The 23,575-nt window shown below is 68.2% G+C and carries 26 protein-coding genes; 4 read left to right on the top strand and 22 right to left on the bottom strand.

Features of this window, described 5'->3' with window-relative positions:
* Positions 1 to 454: 454 nt before the first annotated feature.
* Positions 455 to 1,756 carry an ATP-dependent protease ATPase subunit HslU gene (gene hslU, locus NPA30_RS09170; protein WP_256802323.1) on the bottom strand — a complete coding sequence of 434 codons (1,302 nt, stop codon included), beginning with the start codon at positions 1,754 to 1,756 and terminating at the stop codon, positions 455 to 457.
* Positions 1,757 to 2,079: 323 nt separating this feature from the next.
* Between hslU and NPA30_RS09165 the strand changes: the two genes are divergently transcribed.
* Positions 2,080 to 2,817, top strand: coding sequence for a LuxR C-terminal-related transcriptional regulator (locus NPA30_RS09165; protein ID WP_256802322.1), 738 nt, complete (start codon positions 2,080 to 2,082; stop codon positions 2,815 to 2,817).
* Positions 2,818 to 2,892: 75 nt separating this feature from the next.
* On the opposite strand, the gene NPA30_RS09160 is transcribed toward NPA30_RS09165, so the two are convergent.
* The 6 genes from NPA30_RS09160 to NPA30_RS09135 form a co-directional block, all read right to left on the bottom strand.
* A complete protein-coding gene (locus tag NPA30_RS09160) occupies positions 2,893 to 4,464 on the bottom strand; it encodes a glucan biosynthesis protein (protein ID WP_256802321.1) in 1,572 nt (523 codons plus the stop codon).
* 211 nt (positions 4,465 to 4,675) lie between these two features.
* The gene (gene sbmA, locus NPA30_RS09155) at positions 4,676 to 5,929 is read right to left on the bottom strand and encodes a peptide antibiotic transporter SbmA (RefSeq protein WP_256802320.1); all 1,254 of its coding nucleotides are present in this window, start codon (positions 5,927 to 5,929) and stop codon (positions 4,676 to 4,678) included.
* 225 nt (positions 5,930 to 6,154) lie between these two features.
* On the bottom strand, positions 6,155 to 7,111 hold the full coding sequence (coaA, locus tag NPA30_RS09150) for a type I pantothenate kinase (protein ID WP_256802319.1): 957 nt from the start codon (positions 7,109 to 7,111) through the stop codon (positions 6,155 to 6,157).
* Positions 7,112 to 7,113: 2 nt separating this feature from the next.
* Complete coding sequence (locus NPA30_RS09145) at positions 7,114 to 7,440, bottom strand: phosphoribosyl-ATP diphosphatase (RefSeq protein ID WP_256802318.1); 327 nt, start codon at positions 7,438 to 7,440, stop codon at positions 7,114 to 7,116.
* An 18-nt stretch (positions 7,441 to 7,458) separates the two neighbouring features.
* The gene (hisF, locus tag NPA30_RS09140) at positions 7,459 to 8,262 is read right to left on the bottom strand and encodes an imidazole glycerol phosphate synthase subunit HisF (RefSeq protein ID WP_256802317.1); all 804 of its coding nucleotides are present in this window, start codon (positions 8,260 to 8,262) and stop codon (positions 7,459 to 7,461) included.
* Positions 8,263 to 8,911: 649 nt separating this feature from the next.
* Entirely contained in the window at positions 8,912 to 9,151 is a 240-nt protein-coding gene (locus tag NPA30_RS09135; protein ID WP_256802316.1) for a hypothetical protein, read from the bottom strand.
* On the opposite strand from NPA30_RS09135, the gene NPA30_RS09130 reads away from it, so the two are divergent.
* Positions 9,150 to 9,539, top strand: coding sequence for a DUF4142 domain-containing protein (locus tag NPA30_RS09130; RefSeq protein ID WP_256802315.1), 390 nt, complete (start codon positions 9,150 to 9,152; stop codon positions 9,537 to 9,539). The genes NPA30_RS09135 and NPA30_RS09130 overlap by 2 nt on opposite strands.
* Positions 9,540 to 9,640: 101 nt before the next feature.
* On the opposite strand, the gene hisA is transcribed toward NPA30_RS09130, so the two are convergent.
* The 4 genes from hisA to hisB form a co-directional block, all read right to left on the bottom strand.
* Positions 9,641 to 10,384 carry a 1-(5-phosphoribosyl)-5-[(5-phosphoribosylamino)methylideneamino]imidazole-4-carboxamide isomerase gene (gene hisA, locus NPA30_RS09125; protein WP_256802314.1) on the bottom strand — a complete coding sequence of 248 codons (744 nt, stop codon included), beginning with the start codon at positions 10,382 to 10,384 and terminating at the stop codon, positions 9,641 to 9,643.
* Between the two features lie 177 nt (positions 10,385 to 10,561).
* Entirely contained in the window at positions 10,562 to 11,215 is a 654-nt protein-coding gene (gene hisH / locus NPA30_RS09120; protein ID WP_256802313.1) for an imidazole glycerol phosphate synthase subunit HisH, read from the bottom strand.
* Positions 11,215 to 11,724, bottom strand: a complete 510-nt coding sequence (locus NPA30_RS09115) for a DUF2628 domain-containing protein (protein WP_256802312.1) — start codon at positions 11,722 to 11,724, stop codon at positions 11,215 to 11,217. The genes hisH and NPA30_RS09115 overlap by 1 nt, the downstream gene beginning before the upstream one ends.
* Positions 11,721 to 12,329 carry an imidazoleglycerol-phosphate dehydratase HisB gene (gene hisB / locus NPA30_RS09110; protein ID WP_256802311.1) on the bottom strand — a complete coding sequence of 203 codons (609 nt, stop codon included), beginning with the start codon at positions 12,327 to 12,329 and terminating at the stop codon, positions 11,721 to 11,723. Before hisB ends, NPA30_RS09115 begins: the two co-directional genes overlap by 4 nt.
* 187 nt (positions 12,330 to 12,516) lie before the next feature.
* On the opposite strand from hisB, the gene hslV reads away from it, so the two are divergent.
* Complete coding sequence (hslV, locus tag NPA30_RS09105; RefSeq protein ID WP_306228809.1) at positions 12,517 to 13,080, top strand: ATP-dependent protease subunit HslV; 564 nt, start codon at positions 12,517 to 12,519, stop codon at positions 13,078 to 13,080.
* A gap of 179 nt (positions 13,081 to 13,259) precedes the next feature.
* Here the strand turns inward: hslV and NPA30_RS09100 are convergent, their stop codons facing one another.
* From NPA30_RS09100 to NPA30_RS09070, 7 genes are all read right to left on the bottom strand, one after another.
* Positions 13,260 to 13,991: an aspartate/glutamate racemase family protein gene (locus tag NPA30_RS09100; protein ID WP_256802310.1), complete on the bottom strand. Its 732-nt coding sequence runs from the start codon at positions 13,989 to 13,991 to the stop codon at positions 13,260 to 13,262.
* Positions 13,988 to 14,812: an ABC transporter permease gene (locus NPA30_RS09095; RefSeq protein ID WP_256802309.1), complete on the bottom strand. Its 825-nt coding sequence runs from the start codon at positions 14,810 to 14,812 to the stop codon at positions 13,988 to 13,990. Before NPA30_RS09095 ends, NPA30_RS09100 begins: the two co-directional genes overlap by 4 nt.
* Before the next feature lie 3 nt (positions 14,813 to 14,815).
* Positions 14,816 to 15,733: an ABC transporter permease gene (locus tag NPA30_RS09090; RefSeq protein ID WP_256802308.1), complete on the bottom strand. Its 918-nt coding sequence runs from the start codon at positions 15,731 to 15,733 to the stop codon at positions 14,816 to 14,818.
* A gap of 67 nt (positions 15,734 to 15,800) precedes the next feature.
* Positions 15,801 to 17,090: an ABC transporter substrate-binding protein gene (locus NPA30_RS09085; RefSeq protein ID WP_256802307.1), complete on the bottom strand. Its 1,290-nt coding sequence runs from the start codon at positions 17,088 to 17,090 to the stop codon at positions 15,801 to 15,803.
* A gap of 25 nt (positions 17,091 to 17,115) precedes the next feature.
* Positions 17,116 to 18,204 (bottom strand): ABC transporter ATP-binding protein, encoded by a 1,089-nt coding sequence (locus NPA30_RS09080; RefSeq protein ID WP_256802306.1) that lies wholly within the window; start codon positions 18,202 to 18,204, stop codon positions 17,116 to 17,118.
* Positions 18,205 to 18,428: 224 nt separating this feature from the next.
* Entirely contained in the window at positions 18,429 to 18,728 is a 300-nt protein-coding gene (locus NPA30_RS09075; RefSeq protein WP_256802305.1) for a DUF3572 domain-containing protein, read from the bottom strand.
* 35 nt (positions 18,729 to 18,763) lie between these two features.
* Complete coding sequence (locus NPA30_RS09070; protein WP_256802304.1) at positions 18,764 to 19,558, bottom strand: class II glutamine amidotransferase; 795 nt, start codon at positions 19,556 to 19,558, stop codon at positions 18,764 to 18,766.
* 145 nt (positions 19,559 to 19,703) lie between these two features.
* Here NPA30_RS09070 and NPA30_RS09065 point away from each other — a divergent pair, with 145 nt between their 5' ends.
* Complete coding sequence (locus NPA30_RS09065; protein ID WP_256802303.1) at positions 19,704 to 20,678, top strand: DUF1402 family protein; 975 nt, start codon at positions 19,704 to 19,706, stop codon at positions 20,676 to 20,678.
* 82 nt (positions 20,679 to 20,760) lie between these two features.
* Here NPA30_RS09065 and NPA30_RS09060 read toward each other — a convergent pair whose 3' ends face one another.
* Genes NPA30_RS09060 through NPA30_RS09045 form a run of 4 tightly spaced genes read right to left on the bottom strand, consistent with a single transcriptional unit; the run spans position 20,761 to position 23,516 of the window.
* A complete protein-coding gene (locus NPA30_RS09060) occupies positions 20,761 to 21,150 on the bottom strand; it encodes a helix-turn-helix transcriptional regulator (RefSeq protein ID WP_256802302.1) in 390 nt (129 codons plus the stop codon).
* Positions 21,147 to 21,698 carry a Smr/MutS family protein gene (locus NPA30_RS09055; RefSeq protein ID WP_256802301.1) on the bottom strand — a complete coding sequence of 184 codons (552 nt, stop codon included), beginning with the start codon at positions 21,696 to 21,698 and terminating at the stop codon, positions 21,147 to 21,149. The genes NPA30_RS09060 and NPA30_RS09055 overlap by 4 nt, the downstream gene beginning before the upstream one ends.
* Entirely contained in the window at positions 21,695 to 22,801 is a 1,107-nt protein-coding gene (gene mltA / locus NPA30_RS09050; protein ID WP_256802300.1) for a murein transglycosylase A, read from the bottom strand. The genes NPA30_RS09055 and mltA overlap by 4 nt, the downstream gene beginning before the upstream one ends.
* Positions 22,802 to 22,820: 19 nt before the next feature.
* Positions 22,821 to 23,516 (bottom strand): Tim44/TimA family putative adaptor protein, encoded by a 696-nt coding sequence (locus tag NPA30_RS09045; RefSeq protein WP_256802299.1) that lies wholly within the window; start codon positions 23,514 to 23,516, stop codon positions 22,821 to 22,823.
* Positions 23,517 to 23,575: the final 59 nt, after the last annotated feature.

The following is a 23,575-nucleotide window of genomic DNA, read 5'->3' as shown; positions in this document are numbered from 1 at the left end:
CGCCGCTTGCTCTGAAGTGTTGCCTGCACCGAAGCGCAAGCGCGATCTGCCGATAGGGCGCCATCCCTTCGCCGAAGAAGCGACTGGGCGACAGCGACGGCCCGGCGCGGCTGGTCACAGCACAGCGCCTGCCTGCACGTGAAGCAGCGAGCGAGACCGCTGAGGGATGACGGTTCAGGTGCCGTCTCCGCCTTTGCGCGTGCCGCGGCTTTCGGGCTGCGCCGACCTGCCTAGCAGCGCCGGCAGGTCTGCCAGCGTCCGCACGGGGCCGACGCTTCACCTGGCTTCGGCTTGGCTCTGGCCGGCACCGACGAGGTCGCGCGCCGAACGGACCGAATGGCCGCACCCTCCCGCAGCCGGCGAGTGACCGGCGGCGGCGGCGTCGACAGTCCTCACGACACGATCCGGCAGGAGGCGCGGGATGGGCCGCGCCCCGCGCGTCGACGTTGGCGCCTCAGAGGATGAAGCGCGACAGGTCCGTGTTGCCGGCGATGCCGTCCAGTGCCTTGTGCACATAGGCCGCATCGATTGTGTAGGTCTCGCCGCCCTTGTCCGGCGCCTCGAACGAGATGTCGTCGAGCACGCGCTCCATCACGGTCTGCAGCCGCCGCGCACCGATGTTCTCGATCGAGGCGTTGAGGTTCACCGCCGTGTCCGCGAGCGCATCGATCGCGTCGTCGGTGAAGTCGAGCGTCACGCTCTCGGTCGCCATCAGCGCAACGTACTGCTTGATGAGGCTCGCCTCCGTCTCGGTCAGGATGCGGCGGAAGTCCTCCTTGGTCAGCGCCCGCAGCTCGACGCGGATCGGCAGGCGGCCCTGCAGCTCCGGCAGGAGATCGGAGGGCTTGGCCACATGGAAGGCGCCGGAGGCGATGAACAGGATGTGGTCCGTCTTCACCGGCCCGTATTTGGTCGCGACCGTCGTACCCTCGACGAGCGGCAGGAGGTCGCGCTGCACGCCCTCCCGCGAGACGCCGGCGCCGTAGCCGTCACGCGAGGCCACCTTGTCGATCTCGTCGATGAAGACGATGCCGTTGTTCTCCGCCACCCGGATCGCCTCCGCGACGACCTGCTCCTGATCGAGCAGCTTGTCGGACTCCTCGTTGATCAGGAGGTCATAGGATTCCCGCACGGTGGTGCGGCGCTGCTTGGTGCGGTTCATCGCCTTGCCGAACATCTCGGAGATGTTGAGGACGCCGATGTTGGCGCCGGGCATGCCGGGAATCTCCATGCCGCCCATCGGATTGGCGGTGTCGGCGACTTCGATGTCGATTTCCTTGTCGTCGAGCTCGCCCGACCGCAGCTTCTTGCGAAACGAGTCTCGCGTCGCCGGCGAGGCCGTCTTGCCGACCAGCGCGTCGAGCACGCGGTCCTCGGCACCCTGATGCGCCTTCGCCTTCACCGCCTCGCGCTTCTTCTCGCGGGTCAGGCCGATGCCGACCTCAACGAGGTCGCGCACGATCTGCTCGACGTCACGGCCGACATAGCCGACCTCGGTGAACTTGGTCGCCTCGACCTTGATGAAGGGCGCGCCGGCGAGCTTGGCCAGGCGCCGGGAGATCTCGGTCTTGCCGACGCCGGTCGGCCCGATCATCAGGATGTTCTTCGGCATCACCTCCTCGCGCAGGCCGCCCTCCAGCTGCTGGCGGCGCCAGCGGTTGCGCAGCGCGACGGCGACCGCGCGCTTGGCGTCCTTCTGGCCGATGATGTGACGGTCGAGCTCGGAAACGATCTCGCGGGGTGAGAAATCTGTCATGGTGCTTTCGATCTTCTGCCCTGGCCCGAAGCGCCGGGGATGGCCTTGCGCGGATGCAGCGCCTCGGCCGTAGATGGTGGACGGACGGGCGATGTGCCAGTGGGCCGGGCCGCGGGCGCACTGTCGGATGGCGTACCGGTTTCGCCGCGGCGGATTGGCCCGGTAGGAATGACCGGCATTTGCGGTATCATCGCCAGAGCGATTCGGCGGAACGAAGCGAGGCGGTCGGCCAATCGGCAAGGCGACCCGGAGGACGATGCGGCATGTCATCGAGGACGGACAACGGGCCCAATGTTGCGCCTTTTCCAGTCCGTGAGGTCAGCGTGCCCGCGGCCGAAACGGGAGGCGGACGGTCCACCTCTCCGGCCCTCGCCGCCCTTGCCGGGCTGCGGCCGAACCTGAAGGAGGCGGACGTTCACGTCCTCCTGCAGAGGCTCGCGGAGGCCTACGGCCTGCCGCACTACGCGATCTTCATCCTGGCGCCCTATGCCGAGGACAGGAACCAGCTGAAGCTCGTGCTGTCGAACTGGCAGCCGCGCTTCGCCAAGACCTGCGAGAAGCACGGGCTGCTGCGCTACAGCCCGGTGGTGCGGGCGCTGGAGTCCGATCCCGCCCCGCTGAACTGGGACCTGGAGATGCTGTTCGGGGCTTCGAGCGGCGATCCGGCCATCGACTTCCTCAACGAGAACGGCTTCCAGGCGGGCGTCTACTATCCGGTGCAGGGTTTTTCGTCCGTGGAAGGCGTCGTCGCCTTCGCCGGCGCGCGCGACATTCTCGAGGAGGAGGCGGTCGACGATCTCTATCCCGCGGCGCTCGCGGTGTTCGGCGCCTTCACCGCCTGCCGCTTCGAGGAGAACCGGCGCAACAACCCGCTGTCGAAGCGCGAACGCGAATGCCTGCGTCTCGCCATGCTCGGCAAGACCTCGCACGAGATCGGCAAGATCCTCAGCCTCTCCGAGCACACCGTGTCGCAATACATGAACTCGGCGGCGCGCAAGGTGAACGCGGTGAACCGCACGCATGCGGTCGCCGTCGCCGCCCAGCTCGGCTATCTCAGCTAGAGCGGTGGCGGCGATCCTCGAACCGCTCTGCCGGAGGGCATGCGGTTCGAGATCGAGGCGCCAGACGCCTTCGGCTCAGCTGCCGCGCGCTTTGTCGGACAGCGGCAGGAACTGGTACAGCCAGGTCTCGCTGACCGGCTCGCCGTCCGCCTCCATGTAGAGCCTGACATCGACCGGGTCTGTGCCGTCGACCTTGATGTCGAAGCTGGCCCGCCAGGCCGTCCCCACCTTGACCGAGTAGCAGTTGACGTTCGACACCGTGCCGCGCGAGCTGGTGACGATGGCCTTCACGTCCTGCGCCTCGCGATCGAGGCCGGCGACGAGACCGCCATCGAAGTCGACGACGATCTTGGTGACGCCCGAGGGTCGGGGCTGGCCGGGATTGCCCCCGCGTCCCAGCCGCGTCGCCACCACGAGGCCGATGTCGGTCGGATGCGGCGGGTTGGTCGACCACGTCAGCGTGTAGTCGAGCGACAGGGCGTCGCCCTTCTTCACCGGCTTGTCGGCCACCCAGTAGGCGACGATGTTGTCATGGATCTCGTCGTCGGTCGGGATCTCGACCAGCTGCACGGCGCCGGTGCCCCAGTCGCCCTTCGGCTCGATCCAGGCCCCCGACCGGCGGTCGTAATAGACCGAGTCGTCCTCGTATTCGTCGAAGTTGCGGTCGCGCTGCAGGAGGCCGAAGCCCTTCGGCGTGCCCCCGGAGAAGCTCGAGGTGATCACCCGCTCCGGATCGTTCAGCGGCCGCCAGATGCGCTCGCCGGTGGCGGCCCAGATCGACAAGCCATCCGAATCGTGCACCTCCGGGCGCCAGTCGACGCGGCGGCTGCGATCGGTCTCCGAGTACCAGTACATCGAGGTGAGCGGCGCCAGGCCCACCCGGGCGATGTCGTCGCGCGCGAAGAACCGGGACGCGATCTCCATGACGATCGGCCCGTCCTTGGTGACGTCCATGCGGAACACGCCGGTCATGCGGGGACTGTCGAGGAGGCAGGTGATCGCCAACTGGCCGCCGGTGTCCGAGGGGCCGAGGAAGAACTCGGTGAAGCGCGGAAACTCCTCCGGCGTCGGCATCGCGACATCGATGGCGAGCGCCCGCGCCGACAGGCCGTACTGTCCCAGCTCTCCCGCGGTGCGGAAATAGGCGGCGCCGAGGAAGGCGAGCCAGTCGCGGCCCGTGTTGTCCGCATCGAGTACTCGGAACCCGGCAAAGCCGATGTCGCGCGGCAGCTGACGCGCCACGCTGTCGATCGGCATCCGGAAGAGGTCCGGGCTGTAGAGCACCTCGCGGGACGTGTTGCCGTCGATGACGTGCACCTTCACCGGCATCTTGAAGTAGCGGCCGAGGTGAAAGAACCGGATCGGCGCCTTGCCGCCGTTCAGCTCCAGCGTGTCGCGCGGCCGATACTGGATCTTCCAGTGCGCGTCGTAGTCGATTTCCTCAAGGATGTCTGCGGCACGCGGCGGCGCGTTGTCGTAGGGTTGGGCAGCCATCGCCTTGGCGCGCTCGACCAGAGCGTCGAACCCGTAGGGTCTGGCGTCGCCGAAGGTGAGGCCGGGCAACCCGGCGAGCGCGTCGCCCGTCGTCGCGACGACGCCGAGGGCGGAGAGAGCGTAGAGAAAGTCGCGGCGGTTGATCGCGGACATGATCCTCACTCGATACGAAATCGACGGACCAGTCGCGGCCCATCGGAGCAGCGTTCCTTACGCGATCGCCACGAGCGCGAACATTGCCCGCACGATGGCGTGGTAAAAAACAAGTACAGCTTACGAACGACACTTTGGCGCTGATGAGGTGGCGCAGGAGCGCGAGGCGTCAACAGGGCGCCGCGGCGCCGCGGAAGGCGCCACGCCCACCTCATTGCGCCGGCTCGCCGCCGGCGAGATAGGCGGCGTCGAGCTCTGGAAGCGGGTCGTCGTGGATGCGGGCCTCGAAACCCCGCAGGCGCTTGTAGATCGACAGCAGCTCGACGATCGTCGTCCAGGAGTTCACGAGGTACTGAAACGAATTGCGGACCTCGCCGAAGGCATTGAGGATCTGCGTCATGATGCCGAAGGTGATCGTTCCGGCCGCGATGGTCGGCGCCAGCACGAGCATCGGGAAGATCGCGTCGGTCTGCAGGTAGGCGTAGCGCGCGACGTTGAAATACATGTAGTGGAAGTAGAGGCGGAAGTAGTTGTGCCGCACATGGCCGAACAGCTCGGCGACCGTGGGCGGCCGTGCGCGGGCTGGATCGTCCTCGCCGTAGACGAGTTCCTTGCGATAGGCCGCCTCGACCCGCTGGTTGCGGAACTCCAGACCCGGCAGCTTGATGCCGACGAGTGCGAGAAGCGTCGTGCCGAAGGCGGCCCAGAGCAGCGCGGCGACCACCAGCGCGTACGGAATCTCGCCGAGGAGGGGAAGCCGTGTGACGTGGGTCGACAGGACGAGAAGGACCGGCAGGAAGGCGATCAGCGTCATCACCGACTGGACGAGGCTGGTGCCGAGGTCCTCCGTCGTCGTGGAGAACCGCATCGTGTCCTCCTGCACGCGCTGCGAGGCGCCCTCGATGCCGCGCAGCTTCGGCCAATAGGACATGTAGTAGTCGTTCATCGCCGTGCGCCAGCGGAAGATGTAGTGGCTGACGAAGAAGTTGGTGAGCACGCTGAGCGTGACGCCGACGAGCGCGAGGCCGGCGAAGGTGCCCATCTGCCGGTAGAGCTCTTCTGCCGTCACGGCCTGCGTCTTCGAGAGCGCCGCCTGAATCAGGTCGTAGAACGGCCCGTACCAGGCGTTCACCGCCACGCTCACCTGCACCTGGAAGTAGATGGTGAAGAGGATCAGCGCCGAGCCGAGGATCGACCAGCGGTCCCAGACATGCGGCGCCGCCAGATGCCAGGCCACGTAGAACACTGCCGTGAAAGCCGCGTAGTAGATGTAGAACCACAGGAAGGGCGGCGACCAGAACAGGGCGATGCCGAGATCGGGCTCGAGCCCTGGCGGCAGTGGCGGGAAGCCGAGCGCCGCGCCGAGACGCTCGCCCAGCCCATACCACAGCGCGACGGCGAGGATGGTCCACAGGACGAGCGAGATTCCGAAGAGCCGTGGCTTGGGGAAGAAGGACAGGAACATGCGCGGGCACCGGCTTACGAGCTGACCGAGACCGCGCGTGCAGGCAACGGTCGGAAGGCTTTACGCCGGTCGCGTCGCGGGCGGTGTTAAATCGCAGTAAGCTCGCGTTTTGCACCGCACACAACTGGTCAGACGCGGCGTTCGTCGGTTCCGGCCGCGTGGTGCCGGTTGCGGTACAATGCCGCTCGATCCTGCCAAACCGGTCGCGGGAGGGCCGCGTCGGTCTCACAGCTTGCGAAGCGCCACCTGCTCGATGAGGTGATCGGAGCCCTTGCGCAGGATCAGGTCGGCGCGCGGGCGGGTGGGCAGAATGTTCTCGTGCAGGTTCCGCGCGTTGATGTCGCGCCACAGGATCTCGGCGACCTCAATCGCCTCCGCGTCGCCGACGGTGGCGTAGCGGTGGAAGAAGGAGGCGGTGTCGCGGAAGGCGGTCTCGCGCAGCTTCATGAAGCGCTCGAGGTACCAGCGGCGGATGTCGGTCTCGTCGGCGTCGATGAAGATCGAGAAGTCGAAGAAGTCCGAGACGAACGGGATGGCATTGCCGTCGCGCGGCATCTCCTGCACCTGCAGGACGTTGAGCCCTTCGAAGATGAGGATGTCCGGCCGATCGATGGCGATGCGCTCGCCGGGGATCACGTCGTAGACGATGTGCGAATAGACCGGCGCCTCGACGCGCGGCAGGCCGGCCTTGATGTCGGAGAGGAAGCGCAGGATCGCCGCGACGTCGTAGCTCTCGGGGAAGCCCTTGCGCTGCATTCGGCCCTCGGCCTTCAGCACGGCGTTCGGAAACAGGAAGCCGTCGGTGGTGACGAGGGCGACCCTGGGCGACGACGGCCAGCGGCCGAGAAGCTCTTTCAGGATTCGCGCGGTCGTCGACTTGCCGACGGCGACCGAGCCGGCGATGCCGATGATGAAGGGCGTCTTCACCGCATCGGGCGCACCGAGGAAGCGCTGGCGTTGGCCGAACAGGAGTTGCGAGCTTTCCACGTGTGCGGAGAGAAGGCGCGAGACGGCCAGATAGATGCGCCCGACCTCCTCCAGATCCACCGGATCGCCGATCGAACGCAGCCGCCGAACCTCGTCGCCGGTGAGGGTGAGCGGCTGGCCGGCGCGAAACTCACCCCATTCGGCAGCCGAGAAGAAGCGGTAGGGCGAGAACTTGGACGGAATCAGCTGGTCCATTCTCAGTCCGCCGCCGGCCGTGCGGCCTTCTCCTGGAGGCCGGTCTGGGCCGTTCGGCGGCCAAGCTCGGCCATGACGGCCGAAAGGGGCACCTTCTTCAGGTGAAGAAGGACGACGAGGTGATAGAGCAGGTCCGCCGCCTCGCCCGCGAGCGCCCGCTCGTCTTCCGCCAGAGCGGCGATGACGACTTCGACCGCCTCCTCGCCGAGCTTCCGGGCGACGGTCGGCACGCCCTTGCGGGCGAGCTTCGCCGTGTAGCTCTCGGGGTCCTCGGACCCGGCACGAGCCGCGACGATGGTCTCGAGGTCGGCGAGGGTGAAGTCGGTCATCTGGATACGTCCTGACGATCAGCGGGCCGGTGGCGCGAGGTCGGCGGGGTCGCGCCGCATCGCAAGGCCGGCCTCCGCCATGTGAGCCTTGGCTTCGGCGATCGTATAGGTGCCGAAATGGAAGATCGAGGCGGCGAGGACCGCCGTCGCATGCCCGTCGCGAATGCCCGACACCAGATGGTCGAGGGTTCCGACCCCGCCGGATGCGATGACCGGCGCCGATACGGCGTCGGCGACCGCCCGGGTGAGTTCGATGTCGAAGCCGGACTTGGTGCCGTCGCGGTCCATCGAGGTGAGCAGGATCTCGCCCGCGCCCAGCCCCACCACCTTCTGCGCGAAGGCGACGGCATCGAGGCCCGTCGCCGTGCGCCCGCCATGGGTGAAGATTTCCCAGCGCGGTGCCTCGTCCGTCGCCGAAACGCGTTTGGCATCGATGGCAACGACCACGCATTGGTTGCCGAACTTGTCGGCCGCCTCCGCGACGAGCTCCGGCCGGTTCACCGCAGCCGTGTTGACCGACACCTTGTCGGCACCGGCGAGGAGGAGCTTGCGGAAGTCGGCGACCTGGCGCACACCGCCGCCCACCGTCAGCGGCATGAAGCAGTGTTCGGCGGTGCGCGCGACGACGTCGAAGATCGTGTCCCGGTTGTCGGACGACGCGGTGATGTCGAGGAAGCAGAGCTCATCGGCGCCGGCCGCGTCGTAGGCCTTCGCCGCCTCGACCGGATCGCCGGCGTCGACCAGGCCCTCGAAATTGACGCCCTTGACCACGCGGCCGTCCTTGACGTCGAGGCAGGGAATGACGCGGGCCTTCAGGCTCATTGGACAGGCACTCGCCGAAGAGGACTGGCGGGCCTTATGCAACAGGGCGGTGGAGCTCGGCAAGCCGGATGGTGAGATCGAGACCGTCGAGACGAAGTTCGACAGACCCTTTGACCCCGTCCGGCCGCCGAAGGCGTGGCGGCCGCGTGCCGCCAGAGGCGACGCTCGGCACGCCCCGCGACGGCACGAGCGCACGCGGCAGCGTGAGGATGAGGTGGCGGCGGCGGCGGTCTCTCGTCGTGCTGCGCGCCATCATCATCGCCAGAGAGGGACTCTCGGCGACGGGGAGGGCGTGAGCGCGACGCAGTCGTTCGGACCGCCGTCTCCGCGGCCGAAGACGGACTTCCACACCGCGCATGCCTGCGCCGGTGCAGTGCCGAAGTCGGCCGACCCGATCCACGACCTTCGCCGCCGCTGGCGCTCGCGATACCCCGCAGGCGCCGTCCGCCCCCGCCACGAACGGCTGCCGACGGCACGGCGCGACGATGCGACACACCGGGCGTGAGAGCTCTGTGATTCCGGCATCCGCACGCCACCGGAGGCGGCGTTCTCCCTCCTAATGAAACCTTAACGGAACGTCGCTCTGCGGGCCTCATTAGCCTCTCGAAGCCGCAACGCGGCACAATCACGGGAGACACGATATGAAACGTCAGATCCTACTGACTTCCATGGCCGTTGCTCTGTCCGCCCCGCTCGCCTTCGCGCAGTCGGGCTCGACGGGGACGATGGCGCCGAAGCCGAACGCGCCGGCGATGAGCCAGAGCAGCAGCGGCACCTCCGGCATGACCAGCGGGACGATGTCTTCGTCCACCGCGATGTCGTCGGACAACAAGATGATGAAGGCCCCGACGGAGAAGTCCTTCGTCAACCGCGCCGCCCAGTCGAACATGTTCGAGATCCAGTCGAGCAAGCTGGCGCTCGACAAGAGCCAGAGCTCCGACGTCAAGAAGTTCGCGCAGCACATGGTCGACGACCACAGCAAGGCCGGCGACGGGCTGAAGCAGGCGGTGAAGCAGGCGAACGACAAGGTCGAGGTGCCGGCCAAGCTCGACAACGCCCACCAGAAGATGTTGACGCGTCTGCAGGGCCTCTCCGGCAAGAAGTTCGATCAGGCCTACTGGCGCATGCAGCGCAACGGGCACGACAAGACGATCGCGCTGTTCCAGTCCTATGGCGACGGCGGCAAGGACGGCCCCGTCCGCAACTTCGCCCAGAAGACGCTGCCGACGCTGAAACAGCACCGCGAGATGATCTCGACGATGACGCACAGCAGCTGATCCGTCAGCGATCGAAGAGGCCGCCCAGCGGCCTCTTCATTTACGCCGTGAGAGCGGGTCGCCAAACGATCAAAGAGCGGTCGACACCGGTGCCGCCGGACTCACGTGAAACGGCCTCCGGCGAGCAGCGCCAGAGCCTGCGCCGGATCAATCCGCCCGTCATAGAGCGCCCGACCGGAGATCGCGCCTTCCAGCCTTGCCGCCGTCGGCTGCATGAGCCGCTCGATGTCAGCCATCGAGGCCAGTCCGCCCGACGCGATGATGGGGATCGTTACGGCTTCGGCCAGGGCGATGGTGGCATCCCAGTTGATGCCGGCCAGCACTCCGTCCCGATCGATGTCGGTATAGATGATCGCTGCGACCCCGGCATCCTCGAACCGTTGTGCCAGGTCGACGGCCGTCAGCTCGGACCTCTCCGCCCAGCCTTCGACTGCCACGCGTCCGCCCTTGGCATCGATGCCGACCGCAATTCGGCCGGGAAAGCGGCGCGCCGCCTCCCGCACCAGCTCCGGATCGCGCACCGCCACCGTACCCAGGATCACCCGCGCCAGGCCCTTGTCGAGCCAGGCTTCGATGTCGCCCATCGTGCGGATGCCGCCGCCGAGCTGCACACTCACGTCGTCGCCGACGGCAGCGAGGATCGCATCCACCGCCGCGCCGTTCAGGGATTTCCCCGCGAAGGCGCCGTTGAGATCCACGACGTGCAGCCAGCCGAAACCGATGTCGCGGAAGGCCCGCGCCTGGGCTGACGGGTCAGCGTTGTAGACGGTTGCCTGTTCCATGTCGCCGAGCTTCAGGCGCACGCAGGCCCCGTCCTTCAGGTCGATGGCGGGGAAGAGGATCATCAGCTGCTACCTTCAATCATGTGCGGCTCCGGGAGCCAGGACGCCCGACGATGTCGGCACGCACCGTCCCCCGGCTCCGCACACGACGGCCCGCCGCTTCTGCCGGGATGGACGGTCGGAGCCTGTGGGTAGACATGCCGGAACATGCGCGCGCGACCAAGGCGCGCCTCTGCCGTCTCAGGGGCGCCACCTCAGGAAGTTCGCGATCAGCGCCAGCCCCAGTGTCTGGCTCTTCTCCGGGTGGAACTGCGTACCGATCATGTTGTCCCTGGCGACAACGGCGGTGACCGGACCGCCATAGTCCGCGATCGCCAACACGTCGGCCTCGTCCGCGGCCGCCAACTGGTAGGAGTGGACGAAATAGGCATGCAGCCCGCTCTCGCCCGTCTCGATTCCGGCGAACAGCGGGTGCTCGCGTTTCACGTGAATCGTGTTCCAGCCCATCTGCGGGATCTTCAGCGCCGGATCGGCCGGCGCGATCGGAACGACGTCACCGGGAACCCAGCCGAAGCCTGCGGTGGTGGTCTTTTCCAGTCCGCGCGAAGCCATCAGCTGCATCCCGACGCAGATGCCGAAGAACGGCTTGCCCTCCCGCTCGACCGCCTCCAGCAGCGCCCCGGTCATGCCTGGCACCGCATCGAGGCCGCGGCGGCAGTCGGCATAGGCGCCGACACCCGGCAGCACGACGCGGTCGGCCTGTCGCACGACCTCGGGATCGTCGGTCAGGCGGATCTGAGCGTCCGCACCGCTCTCGCGCGCGGCTCGCTCGAAGGCCTTGGTCGCCGAGCGCAGATTGCCCGAGCCATAGTCGATGATCGCGACCGTCTCCATCAGGCGCCCTCCGGAGCCTGTGCCGCGATCCACGGCGCCAGCCACAGCGCCGGCGTCACATAAGGAGGTGTGGGTCTGGCGTGGGCGGATGCGGGACCCTGCGCTGCCTTAGCGTGCCGCCCGAAGTAGATGCTCTCCGCTTCGGCGCGGCTGCGGGCCTCGATCACCGCCGCTTCGCGCCAGCCGCGTCGGCGCCGACGGACGGCCCGCCGGCCCGGCCCCTCGAGCGCCATCAGGATGCCGAGCAGGATCGACAGGCCGGAGGCCGCGAGCTCGAAGCCCGGCTGGCGGGCGAGGATCGCGATTGCGACCGCCGCCACCACGGCCAGCACGCCGGTCAGCCAGAGTCCGAAGCGGAACGGCCAGAGATAGGGAAACAGGAAGGCCCAGGTCGTCCAGCCATCGCGCAGAAAGGCCGTCCGCTCGCCGTCCGCCGGCACGGTTGCGCGGGCGAGACCGGCATCATCGCCCGCCGCGCTCGGCGGCTCGAAGACGACCCAGCGGCTCACGCCAGGATGCCCTTGGTCGAGGGCACGAGCTCGACCTGGCGCGGATCGATCTCGATCGCCTGCCCCAGCACCCGCGCCACCGCCTTGAAGCAGGTCTCCGCCACGTGATGCGCGTTGTCGCCGTAGAGGTTCTGGATGTGCAGGGTCAGCCCGGCATTCTGCGCGAAGGCCTGGAAAAACTCGCGCACAAGCTCGGTGTCGAAGCCGCCGATCTTGTGCCGGGAGAACTCGGCCTTGAACACCAGGAACGGCCGGCCCGAAACGTCGATCGCCGCCCGCGTCAGGCACTCGTCCATGGCGAGGTCGAGCGAGGCATAGCGCTGGATGCCGCGCCGCTCGCCGAGCGCCATGCGAACCGCCTGGCCGAGCGCGATACCGGTGTCCTCCACCGTGTGGTGGTCGTCGATGTGCAGGTCGCCCTTCGCCTCGATCGCCATGTCGATCAGCGAGTGGCGGGCGAGCTGGTCGAGCATGTGGTCGAAGAAGCCGATGCCGGTCGCGATCGTTCCGCGCCCGGTGCCGTCGAGATCGACGTGCACGCGGATCGCGGTTTCCTTCGTCTGCCGCTCGATGGTGGCGTCGCGCCGCCCGGCCGTCTCGCCCATGATGCCCGTCCCGTTGCTTTCCCCGTCTCTATCACTCCCCCGCGCCCGAGGGGAAGCGAGTGAGGGAAGCGGGGGCCGCCGCGCCGCCGCGCTTGGCAAAGCCGCGCCCCGCGCCCACATGAGCGGCGGATCGGCGGCCACGGATCGCTTCCTGGAAGGATCGGCCGGCCGGATGAAAGGATCGACGATGAGTTTCGAACAGCACGACCCCGCCACGATGTACGGCACCACGATCGTCACCGTGCGCAAGGGCGGCAAAGTGGTGATCGCCGGCGACGGCCAGGTCTCCCTCGGCAACACGGTGATGAAGGGCAATGCCCGCAAGGTGCGGCGCATCGGCAAGGGCGGCGCCGTCATCGCCGGCTTCGCGGGCGCCACGGCCGACGCCTTCACCCTCCTGGAGCGGCTGGAGGGCAAGCTCGAGCAGTACCCCGACCAGTTGATGCGCGCCTGCGTCGAGCTCGCCAAGGACTGGCGCACCGACCGCTACCTGCGCCGGCTCGAGGCGATGATGATCGTCGCCGACAGCAAGGTCACGCTCACGCTGACCGGCAATGGCGACGTCCTGGAGCCGGAGGCCGGCGTCATGGCGATCGGCTCGGGCGGCAACTATGCGCTCGCAGCAGCGAAGGCCCTTGCCGACACCGACCTCAACGCGGAGGCGATCGCCCGCCGGGCGATGAAGATCGCAGCGGAGATCTGCATCTACACCAACGAAAACGTGGTGCTCGAGGAGCTCGAGGCGGCCTGATCGGATCCGCTTTCGCCTTGCACCCTCACCCCAAGGTGCGAGCTTCAACGCGCCGCTGGAACGGGCTCGGGCGGCTGAAATCGGGGCGCCCTCGCCCGTCGAGGGCCCTGCCGGCCACCTCAGGATGAGGGTGCCGCGTTCTCCGCGCGATCTGGCACGCAGGACGGCAGTGCGGCCGCCTACCGCGGCTCGAACTCGGCCATGAGCCCCGCATAGGGCTTGGCGAGGGGCGCGGCGTAGGTGCGGTGCTTCGAGGTCCTGAGGCCAAGCGCGACCAGCGCCTCGGCCTGCTTCACGGCCGCGCCTACACCGTCCACCACGGGCACGCCGAACGTCTCGGACAGCTCTGCAGCGAGGTCGGCCATGCCGGCGCAGCCGAGGAGGATCGCCTCTGCGCCGTCCTCCTCCAGCGCCCGTTCGATCTCGGCCGTGAGCTTCGCCTTCGCGCCCGACGTCGGATCCTCCAGCGACAGGACGGGGATGTCGGCGGCGCGCACGAAAGCGCGTCCCGCCATCCCGTAGCGCTGCACCAGATGCTCGAGCGGCACCCGCGAGCGGGCGAGCGTCGTGACGATGCCGATGCGCGGCGCGAGCATCGCGGCAAGCGAAAGGCCGGCCTCGCAAAGGCCGAGGACGGGGATCGCGACTGCCGCGCGTGCCGCGTCCAGACCGGTGTCGTCGAAGCAGGCGATGACGGCCGCGTCCGCCCCCGCCGCCTCGCCGTCGCGGATCGCCCGGATCAGGCCCGGGACGGCGAAGGCCTCGTCGTAGTAGCCCTCGATCGAGGCTGGCCCCATCGCCGAGGTGACCGCGACGACTTCGGTCTCCCCATCAGCCACGGCGCGCGCCGCAGCCGCGATGGTCGCCGTCATCGAGGCTGTCGTGTTCGGATTGACGACGAGGAGCTTCACGCCGCAGCCCGCCCGCGCCGGCGGGCAAGGCCGAGGATGATGCCGAGCGTGGCGAGGATCACCAGGAAGGAGAACAGCGTGGTGACCGTGCCGAGCGCGTAGAGCACCGGCGTCGTGACGTTGGTGGTCATGCCGTAGATCTCGAGCGGCAGCGTGTTGAAGGTGCCGGCGGTCAACAGCGTGCGCGCGAACTCGTCATAGGACAGCGTGAAGCCGAACAGGCCGACGCCGATCAGGCTCGGCAGGATGATCGGCAGGACGACATGCGCAAAGGTCTGCCAGGACGTTGCGCCGAGATCGCGCGCCGCCTCCTCGTAGACCGGCGAGAAGCGGTTGAAGACGGCGAACATGATGAGCACCCCGAAGGGCAGCGTCCAGGTCAGGTGCGCGCCGAAGGCCGAGGTGAACCAGGTGGGCTGCAGGCCGAGCTGGCTGAACAGGACGCCGATGCCGAGGCTGACGATGATCGAGGGCACGACGAGGCTGGCGATCGAAAGGTAGAAGAGCGCCGTGCCGCCACGGAAGCGGCGGCGGAAGGCGAGCCCGGCGAGCAGCGAGACGGTGACCGTCGTCGCCATCACCAGCAGCCCGAGCGTGAAGGAGCGGCGGAACGAGCCGCCGAAGTCGCCGACCGCCTGGCGCTCGAAGAGGTTGGCGAACCAGTGCGTCGAGACGCCGTTCAGCGGGAAGGTCAGTCCGCCGTCCGGCCCCTGGAAGGACAGGATCAGGATCGCCGAGAGCGGGCCGTAGAGGAACAGCACGAACAGCGCGAAGAAGGCGGCGAGGGCGTAGAACTCGAAGGTGCGCTTCTCGTGATGCACGGCTCAGAGCTCCTTGCGGATGTCGACGACGCGCAGGATCGCCGCGACGAGAAGCAGCACGAGGACGAGGAGCACCACCGCGTTGGCCGCCGCCGCCGGGTATTGCAGCAGCGACATCTGGTTTTTCATCATCAGCGCGACCGAGGCGCTCTGGCCGCCCGACATCACCTGCACCGTCGAGAAGTCGGCCATCACCAGCGTGACGACGAAGATGGTCCCGATCGCCATCCCTGGCTTGGCGAGCGGCAGGATGACGTTCCACAGGATCTGCCGCCCGCTCGCCCCCGCGTCCCGCGCCGCCTCGATCAGCGCGCGGTCGATGCGCATCAGCGTGTTGAAGATCGGCGTCACCATGAACAGCGTGTAGAGGTGCACCATCGCCAGCACGACGGCGAAGTCCGAATAGAGCAGCCACTCGACCGGCCGCGCGACGAGGCCGGAGCCGACCAGCGCCGAGTTGACGAGCCCGTTGCGGCCGAGCACCGGGATCCAGGAGATCATCCGGATGATGTTGGAGGTCAGGAACGGCACCGTGCAGACGAGGAAGAGCACCATCTGCATCGCCGTCGAGCGGACGTGGAAGGCGAGGAAGTAGGCGACGGTGAAGCCGATCGTCAGCGTCAGCGCCCAGACGATGGCCGCATATTTCAAGGTGTTGAGGTAGGTCTTCCAGGTCACCCAGGAGCCGAGCGTCTCGGTGTAGTTGAAGGTGACGAAACCCGGATACATCTGCGCGAAGTCGTAGTCCCAGAAGGAGACGACGGCGATCATCACGATCGGCACGAGCAGGAAGACGCCGAGGATCAGGAACAGCGGCGTTGCCTGCAGGTACGGCACGGCCTCGGCTCTGCCGCGCCGGCGGCGGGCGGGCGCGGGAGACGCGGCATCGATTGTGTCCGGTTGATCGAGGGCGACGGCCATCGGTGTCCTTCGCGCGGCGGGGCGTGGGGGCGGCCGGGTGCCCGACGGGCGCTCGGCCGCCGAGGCGTCAGGCTGCGATGAACTCGTTCCAGCGGCGGACCATGTAGCGGTCCTCGTCCATCACCGAGTTCCAGCAGGCGACATGGCCCATGCGCTCCTGGAAGGAGCCGCCGTCACGCACCGCGCCGGCCTTCTCCATCACCTTGCCCTCCGGCGAGAGGATGTCCTTCTCGGCCGGCTTGCCCTCGATCCAGAAGCCCCATTCGTCGTCCGACATGAACTTCTTGGCGGTGTCCATGCAGGCCGAATAGTAGCCCTGCCGGTTCAGATAGGCGCCGACCCAGCCGGAGGTGTACCAGTTGATATAGTCGTAGGCCGCGTCGAGCTGGGCGCCGCTGAGATGTGAGGCGAGGCCGAGGCCGCCACCCCAGGCGCGATAGCCCTCCTTCAGCGGCTGGTACTTGCAGGCGATGCCCTTGGAGCGCACGGCCGCGACCGCCGGCGACCACATCGACTGGATCACCACCTCGCCGGAGGCCATCAGGTTCACCGACTCGTCGAAGCTCTTCCAGAAGGCGCGGAACTGCCCGTCGCCCTTGGCCTTGATCAGGAACTCGATCGTCTTGTCGATCTCATCCTTGGTCATGTTGCCCTTGTCGGCATACTTGATGTTGCCCATAGCCTCCATGATCATCGCGGCGTCCATGATGCCGATGGACGGGATGTTGAGGATCGAGGTCTTGCCCTTGAAGGCCGGATCCATGATGTCGGCCCAGGTGGTGATGTCCCGGCCGACGAGATCCGGGCGGATGCCCAGCGTGTCGGCGTTGTAGATGGTCGGCATCATCGTGAACCACTGCGTCTCGCTTTTGGCGAACGTCTTGTCGCCCGGCTTTTCGACGTAGCCGACCGTGTGCGGCGCGGTGCCCTGCGCGATGACGCTCTCCGGCGTCAGCTTGCCGCTTTTGAACAGCGGCACGACCTGGTCGTAGTATTTGAGCTTGGAGACATCCATCGGCTGGATGACGCCGACCGGATAGACCTTCTTCAGGATCCAGTACTCGATGTCGGCGATGTCGTAGGAGTTCGGCTGGGTGACCGCCCGCTGCGCGGCGGCGTCCGAGTCTGTCGCCGTCATCTCCAGCGTGATGCCGAGGTCCGCCTTGCACTTGTCGGCGATGGCGTTGATGTTCGACACGCCGGTGCCGAACTGGCGCAGCGTGATCGGGTTCTGCGCCCACACGGTCGGAAAGCCGGTGATCGCACCCGAGCCGACGGCGAGGCCGGCCGCCGCCGCACCCGTCTTCAGCACCTGGCGGCGGGAGATCCCCGCCTTGGTCGACGTCTCTTTCGTCATTCGCCCTCTCCCCTCTCCGGTTGTGTCAGGAGTCCAGCCGGCCGAGCACCAGCGTGTCGGCAAGGTCCCAATGCAGCGCGACCAGTTCGCCCACCGCGATCGGTTGGGCGTAGAAGTCGCGGTCGCGCAGGATGGCGGTGAAGTCGTCGAGCCCCGCGCCGCTCACCGAGAGCTTCACCGAGCCGCCGCGGTATTCGATGTTGGCGACCGTGCCCGAGAAGCCGAGGTGCGGCTCCTCGCCTGCGCCGAGGCGCACGTGGTCGATGCGGATGCCGATGTCGGCGGCGCTGCCGATCTCGCGCGGCGCGCCGAGGGCGGCGAAGCTTCCGCGGCCCGGCACCTGAACCGTCACGCGTCCGTTCTCGGCCGCCGTCACCCGGCCGGAGACGACATTGTGGTCGCCCATGAAGCGGGCGACGAAGCCCGTCGAGGGACGCTCGAACACCGTGCGCGGCGCCGCCGCCTGCTCGATCCGCCCGTCGTTCATCACCACGATCAGGTCGGCGAGGGCCATCGCCTCCTCCTGGCTGTGGGTGACGTGCACGAAGGTGATGCCGAGGCTCGCCTGCAGCTTCTTCAGCTCGGCCCGCATCCGCACCTTCAGGAACGGGTCGAGCGCCGACAGCGGCTCGTCGAGCAGCAGGGCCTCCGGACCGGTGATCAGCGCCCGGGCGAGCGCCACGCGCTGCTGCTGGCCGCCGGAGAGCTGCGCCGGCCGTCGGTCGGCATAGGCCTCCATGTGCATCAGCTTGAGCATGTCGAGCGCCTTCGCCCTGCGCTCGGGCTTGGCGACGCCGCGCATCTTCAGGCTGAAGGCGACGTTGTCGACGAGGTCGAGATGGGGAAACAGCGCGTAGGACTGGAACATCATCGCCGTGCCGCGCTTGGCCGGCGGCAGGTCGGTGACGACGACGGGGCCGAGGCGGATGTCGCCGGTTGAGATCGACTCGTGTCCGGCGATCATCCGCAGCGTCGACGACTTGCCGCAGCCCGAAGGCCCGAGCAGGCAGCAATAGCTGCCCGAGGGGATCTTCAGGCTGATGTTGTCGACCGCCGTCGTGCGTCCGTACACCTTGGACACCGACACGATGTCGATCTCGGCCGCCCTTGCCATCCGCGCATCTCCGTTCGCGACAGCCAAGGCTTGCATCCGGCGTGCCAGATGCCGGCGCCGCCCGCCGGGCGGCTCAGCGCGGCAGGACGAGAGGCACCCGTGCCCTTGGCGACGGGTGGAGTGCACTGTTTGGATGCGACCTGCGCAGGCGTTGAGCAGCCGGACGATCGCGACCGGAGATTGCGAGCTAAACCTGTTCCGGAAGAGTCCGCAGCCGCACGGGATCAGCTGCCGTCGACGGCGGGGCCGCTGAGCCGGTAATGGGCGGCGACGACGCGCTCGGGCGGCGTGGCGGTCGCCTCGCAGAAGGCGAGGAGGCTTGGCTCGTGCGCCATCAGGAAGTCGACGAGACCGGCGAGGAAGCCCGGGTCGTCGACGGAGCCACGCAGCGTGTCCGGCCGGGCGCCGGAAATCGCCAGGAACCGGCCGAGAAGATCAGGCTCTCCGGCAAGCCAGGTGAGGATCGCTCGCGCAACCGCGCGTGCCTCAGCCTCTCCGTCGCCTTCGCCCCCGCCGCGTCTCACTGGTTCTCCGTCCTTTCGTTCGCCCGCTCGCGGTCTCATGCAGCGCGAGGCAGCGCCGCCTCCGGCGCGAAGGGAAACGTTGCCGTCCGTCCGTCCCGCGTGATGGCGAGCACGCTGCCCGGCGGAACTGGCCGCCAGGATGCGGCGGCCTCGTCGCAGGGTTCGGAGGCGACCGTGACGCCTGCCTCGTCCGCGCGCCAGTAGAGCGACGGCGGCCGCTCGTCGCTCGACCAGCGATAGGCCCAGAGCGTCTCGCCATCCGAATGCGCCGCAGCGAAGCGCAGCGGCTCGGCGATGTCGGCCGCCAGCATCTCGGCGCGGGCGTCGGCGAGCGCCAGACGCATCGCCTCCACCGGATCGCGCTCGAGACCATGGGCGATGGCGATGAGGAACAGCGCCTCGCTGTCGCTCGTGCCCTTGCGCGCCGCATAGAGCGCGTCAGGGATCAGCCCGTCGATCCGCCGGCGCAGGCGGTCATAGCCGCCGATCTGGCCGTTGTGCATGAAAATGTGCCGGCCATAGGCGAAGGGATGGCAATTGGCCGTCGAGACCTCGCCCGACGTCGCCGAACGCACGTGGGCGCAGAACAGGCCCGAACGGATCTGCCGACAGAGCGAGACGAGATTGGCGTCCGACCACGCGGGCAGAATGCCGCGATACAGACCCGCCTCCTCCCGATCGCCATACCAGGCGATGCCGCAACCGTCGCCGTTGACGACGGTCTTCGCCTCGCGGGCGGCGAGCGACTGCGCGATCAGCGAGCTGCGCGGTCGAATCAGCAGGCTGTCGAGGAAGACCGGCGCACCGGCGTAGGCGAGGAAGCGGCACATGCGGCTCAGTGTCGTATCTTATGGTTAACGCAGTGTTGAAGAGCGGCCGCCGCTCGATGTCGCAGCGCCGCTCAGCTCGCGTCGACACGACGGCGTCGATCCGCTATCCCGCTAGCGCCTCGTGACCACTTCGGGACCGTCCGCCATGCGCCGCTGGATCGTCGGCTTCGTGTCGATCTATCTTTTCGCCGGGCCGTCCGTCCAGACGGTCGAAGCCGCGACGCGCGTGCCGCCCGGCAACCGCCACACCGAGCAGCCGGACGTGCCCTATGGCGCCCGCAAGCGCACCCGCGACACCCGCTCGAGCTTCGAGGCGAAGTACGAGCGGATCCGCGATCTTCTCGCCGGCGACGCGGAGCTGCGCAGCAAGATCAGGTCGGCGGCGCGGGCCTACGGCATCGACCCCATCCACATCGTCGGGGCGCTCGTCGGCGAGCACACCTTCAACGTCGACGCGATGGACCGCCTCCAGACCTACTACGTCAAGGCGCTGTCCTACCTGCATTCCGATATCGAGTTCAGCTACGACGGCGAAAGCGTTTCGGACTTCGTGCGGCGGCCGCAGTTCGATGGCTGCAGCGGCCTGCGCAACGACGCGGACCTCTGGGCGTGCAGGGAAGACGTCTGGAACGATCGGTTCCGCGGAAAGACGGTCGGCGGCGAGCGCTTCCCCAACGATCGCTTCGGGGCGACCTTCTTCCAGCCCTATTACGCCGGGCAGACCTTCGGGCTCGGCCAGATCAACCCGCTCGCGGCACTGTCGGTGACGGATATCGTGCATCGGGTATCCGGCTATCCTGAATTGTCACCGGATCAGGCGCCTGCGGTCTACGAGGCGATCATGGACCCGGACAAGAGCCTCGCCTACATGGCGGCGGTGATCCGCGACTCGATCGACGCCTACCGTGACATCGCCGGCTTCGACATCACGGACAATCCCGGCATCACCGCAACGCTCTACAATGTCGGCACGCCCCGCGCCCGCGCCCGGGCTCTGGCGGCGGACAACCGCCGCCGGTCGGCCGCCGGGCAGTCGCCGCGCCTGCCGGAGGAGAACTACTACGGCTGGCTGGTGAACGACAAGTTGAGCGAGCTGCGCGCCATCATGGGCGAGCGCTGAGGCGCGGCGCGTCACGGAGGCTGCCGGCCGCCCTAACCCGTTCTGCATCGGTGAGCGGAAACGGGTCACGCCACACCACTTGCTACTTGCGCCCTCGCGTCGTCTGTTCCGACCGCGCGACCGCCTCCTCCAGCGCCCCGAGCAGCGCCCGCGTGTCGTCGGACGAGAGCTGCGCGATTGTCTCGGCAAGCCGGTTGGCGAGCGCGGTGGCCTCCGGCCCCAGTCCCCCGGTTTCCACCGTCACCTTCGGATGCGACAGCTCGGCCAGGCGCTCCAGCTCCTCCGCGTCGTCCCAGATGACGTTGAGATAGCCGATGATCCGCTGCAGGAGCTGCCAGGTCGGTCGACCTCGCCGGCCGTGCTCCAGCGCCGAGAGATAGGCGCTGGAGATGCCGAGCGCCGCAGCCATTTCGGCCTGCGTCACGCCGCGTTCTCGCCGCAGGGCGCGAACCCGCTCGCCGAACGGGGTCATCCGAGCCGCCTCACCCGGACATAGAGCGCGCCGTCGCCGCCGTGCTGGCGCTCGGCCGGCTCGTAGCCGGAGACGAGCGGGCGGAACTCGGGCGTGGTGAACCAGTGCGGCACCGTCCGGCGCAGCACGCCGCGCGAGCCCGTCGCATTGCCGCGACCGGTGATCACCAGGACGTGGCGCAGGCCGGCGGCCTGGGCCTGGCGCAGAAACCCGGCGAGTGCGTAGTGCGCCACCGCCTGGGTCATCTCGTGCAGGTCGATGCGCGCCTGGATCGGCAGGCGTCCCTTGCCGAGCTTGCGCAGCACCGGCTTCTCGATCGGGTGCTGGGTCAGCCTGCGCGGCCGGACAGCCGGCGCGGGCGAAGGCGCGGGCAGTGCGTCCTCGACGGCCTTCGCAAGTCCGGCCGGCAGCACGGGCGACGGCTCTTCCAAGACGGGGGGCGCTGCGGCGCGCCGCCGCAGCCGGCCCTTCAGCGGCGCCACCGTCTCGGCGATGCCGGCCCAGAGGCGCGCATCCTCTTCGGTAAGGGTTCCGCGGCGCCGCCTCATGGCGTTGGCCAGGCGAGGTCACGCGGCAGCAGCGCATAGAAGTCGGCGGCATGGCGGATCGTGCCGGCGACGGCGCCCGCCCGCGTGCCGGAGCCGACGAAGAGGTCGGCCCGCGCCGCCCCGAGGATCGCCGATCCGGTGTCCTGCGCCACCATCAGCCGGTGGAACGGCGCACCGTCGATCGCAAGGTCGGGCGCCGACAGGAAAACCGGCGTGCCGAAGGTGTGGAGGAGCCGGTCGACCGCGATCGAGGCGAGGGGGGTCAGCGGTACCTTCGCCGCACCCACCGGACCCAGCGCCGGATCGTCCGCAGGCGCCTCGCGGAAGAAGATGAAGGAGCGGTTGCGGTTCAGGAGGTCGCGCATGCGCTCCGGGTGGGCGTCGAGCCAGCCGCGGATGCCGGCCATATCCGCTTCGGCCAGTGTCAGCTCGCCCGCGTCCACCAGCACGCGGCCGATCGCGGTGAAGGGGTGGCCGGTCTTGGCCGCGTAGCCGACGCGCATGTGACCGCCGTCGATCAGATGCAGGCGCGCCGATCCCTGGATGTGGATGAAGAAGGCGTCGACCGGATCCTCCAGCCAGGCGATCTCGAGGCCCTTGCCCTGCAGATACCCGGCTTCGATCGCGGCGCGGTCCGGATATGGCGACAGGCGTCCGTCGGGCAGGCGCCGCGCGAAGCGGAAGCTCGCATCGAGCCCGGGCGGACGGTCGTCGTCGCTGACCTTCACGAGGTCGGCGGGCGGGCGGTAGAGCGGATAGCGAAATCGGTCGGTCGGATGCAGGGACGCCTCGACCTCCGGCTCGTAGTAGCCGGTGACGAAGCCGCGATCGTGGCTGCCTGGGCGGGGCAGGATGAAGGCTGGCGTGAAGAAGTGCTCGAAGAAAACGCGCGCGTCGGGCGCCAGAACGCGGTCGGTCCGCAGTGCGGCCCCTGCCGCCGCAGCGAAGGCGGCGGCATCGACGCCGAGGCTCCCCGTCTTGGCCATCCCACGTGCAAAGGCCGGCGCCGAGCGCCGGAACGCGTCGAACGCGGCCTTATGGTCGCCCGACGCCCAACCGGTCAGGTCGGCGAAGCTGCGGGGAGTGAACAGCGGCGAGAGCATGGCCCGGGCCCGGCAACGCTCAGTCTTCCGACTCGGTTTCCGCCAGCTTCCAGTTCGGATCGCGCGAGCGCGTGTCGCGCGCGAAGGTCCAGACGTCGCGGATCTCGACGACCGTCTCCGGATCGCCCTCGACGACTTCGCCGCCTGGCTTCACCACCGCCGAAATCAGCTGCGAGACGAACCGCACGGTGATCAGCGCTTCGCGCTCCTTCACCTCGGCACCGGTGATCGTCGCCTCGTTGATGCCGACGAAGGAAGACTGCATCTTCTCGCCGCGCTTCTCGCGATCGGTGATCGCCTGCTCGAAGCCGGCATAGACCTCCGGCGACAGGAGCGACTTGAGGATCTTGCGGTCGGCATCCGCGTAGGCGGTGACGATCATCTCGTAGGCGAGCTTGGCGCCCTCCAGGAACTTCTGGAGATCGAAGCTCGGATCGGCGTCCTGGATGGCCCGCAGCGACGTGTTCAGCGGCTTGCCCGGCTCGGCATACTTGTCGACGCTCTCGTAGTTCGGACGCGCGGCCTCGGCGGCGGGCGCGCCGCGCCGGCTCGGCAGCGTGACGACGTTGCCTGGAGGCGCGGACGCGCCCTTCTCTGCGCGGCTGTACGGGTCGAATGGCGGTCGCTCGTTGCCGGTGCGTCGGCCGAGGACGGAGCGGAGCTGATACAGGACGATGGCCGCTACCACGATGAAGAAGATCGTGCCGAAACCCATCGCCTGCCTTTCCCTGAAATCCGTGCGGTGCTCGCCCACCATATAGGAATCACGGCACA

Origin of the sequence: Mangrovibrevibacter kandeliae, assembly GCF_024519155.1 — a bacterium.
Taxonomy (GTDB): Bacteria; Pseudomonadota; Alphaproteobacteria; order Rhizobiales; family Rhizobiaceae; genus Mangrovibrevibacter; species Mangrovibrevibacter kandeliae.
The sequence above is the reverse complement of the archived record's forward strand: the minus strand, read 5'-3'. Positions and strand labels throughout refer to the sequence as shown.

What these genes read in the sequence shown, in the direction of transcription:
- hslU (WP_256802323.1), bottom strand. Translation starts at nt 1,756, where the DNA reads ATGACAGATTTCTCACCCCGCGAGATCGTTTCCGAGCTCGACCGTCAC.
- NPA30_RS09160 (WP_256802321.1), bottom strand. Translation starts at nt 4,464, where the DNA reads ATGTCCGCGATCAACCGCCGCGACTTTCTCTACGCTCTCTCCGCCCTC.
- sbmA (WP_256802320.1), bottom strand. Translation starts at nt 5,929, where the DNA reads ATGTTCCTGTCCTTCTTCCCCAAGCCACGGCTCTTCGGAATCTCGCTC.
- coaA (WP_256802319.1), bottom strand. Translation starts at nt 7,111, where the DNA reads ATGGACCAGCTGATTCCGTCCAAGTTCTCGCCCTACCGCTTCTTCTCG.
- NPA30_RS09145 (WP_256802318.1), bottom strand. Translation starts at nt 7,440, where the DNA reads ATGACCGACTTCACCCTCGCCGACCTCGAGACCATCGTCGCGGCTCGT.
- hisF (WP_256802317.1), bottom strand. Translation starts at nt 8,262, where the DNA reads ATGAGCCTGAAGGCCCGCGTCATTCCCTGCCTCGACGTCAAGGACGGC.
- NPA30_RS09130 (WP_256802315.1), top strand. Translation starts at nt 9,150, where the DNA reads ATGTTCGAGATCCAGTCGAGCAAGCTGGCGCTCGACAAGAGCCAGAGC.
- NPA30_RS09135 (WP_256802316.1), bottom strand. Translation starts at nt 9,151, where the DNA reads ATGTTCGACTGGGCGGCGCGGTTGACGAAGGACTTCTCCGTCGGGGCC.
- hisA (WP_256802314.1), bottom strand. Translation starts at nt 10,384, where the DNA reads ATGATCCTCTTCCCCGCCATCGACCTGAAGGACGGGGCCTGCGTGCGC.
- hisH (WP_256802313.1), bottom strand. Translation starts at nt 11,215, where the DNA reads ATGGAGACGGTCGCGATCATCGACTATGGCTCGGGCAATCTGCGCTCG.
- hisB (WP_256802311.1), bottom strand. Translation starts at nt 12,329, where the DNA reads ATGGGCGAGACGGCCGGGCGGCGCGACGCCACCATCGAGCGGCAGACG.
- hslV (WP_306228809.1), top strand. Translation starts at nt 12,517, where the DNA reads ATGAGTTTCGAACAGCACGACCCCGCCACGATGTACGGCACCACGATC.
- NPA30_RS09090 (WP_256802308.1), bottom strand. Translation starts at nt 15,733, where the DNA reads ATGGCCGTCGCCCTCGATCAACCGGACACAATCGATGCCGCGTCTCCC.
- NPA30_RS09085 (WP_256802307.1), bottom strand. Translation starts at nt 17,090, where the DNA reads ATGACGAAAGAGACGTCGACCAAGGCGGGGATCTCCCGCCGCCAGGTG.
- NPA30_RS09080 (WP_256802306.1), bottom strand. Translation starts at nt 18,204, where the DNA reads ATGGCAAGGGCGGCCGAGATCGACATCGTGTCGGTGTCCAAGGTGTAC.
- NPA30_RS09070 (WP_256802304.1), bottom strand. Translation starts at nt 19,558, where the DNA reads ATGTGCCGCTTCCTCGCCTACGCCGGTGCGCCGGTCTTCCTCGACAGC.
- NPA30_RS09065 (WP_256802303.1), top strand. Translation starts at nt 19,704, where the DNA reads ATGCGCCGCTGGATCGTCGGCTTCGTGTCGATCTATCTTTTCGCCGGG.
- NPA30_RS09060 (WP_256802302.1), bottom strand. Translation starts at nt 21,150, where the DNA reads ATGACCCCGTTCGGCGAGCGGGTTCGCGCCCTGCGGCGAGAACGCGGC.
- NPA30_RS09055 (WP_256802301.1), bottom strand. Translation starts at nt 21,698, where the DNA reads ATGAGGCGGCGCCGCGGAACCCTTACCGAAGAGGATGCGCGCCTCTGG.
- mltA (WP_256802300.1), bottom strand. Translation starts at nt 22,801, where the DNA reads ATGCTCTCGCCGCTGTTCACTCCCCGCAGCTTCGCCGACCTGACCGGT.
- NPA30_RS09045 (WP_256802299.1), bottom strand. Translation starts at nt 23,516, where the DNA reads ATGGGTTTCGGCACGATCTTCTTCATCGTGGTAGCGGCCATCGTCCTG.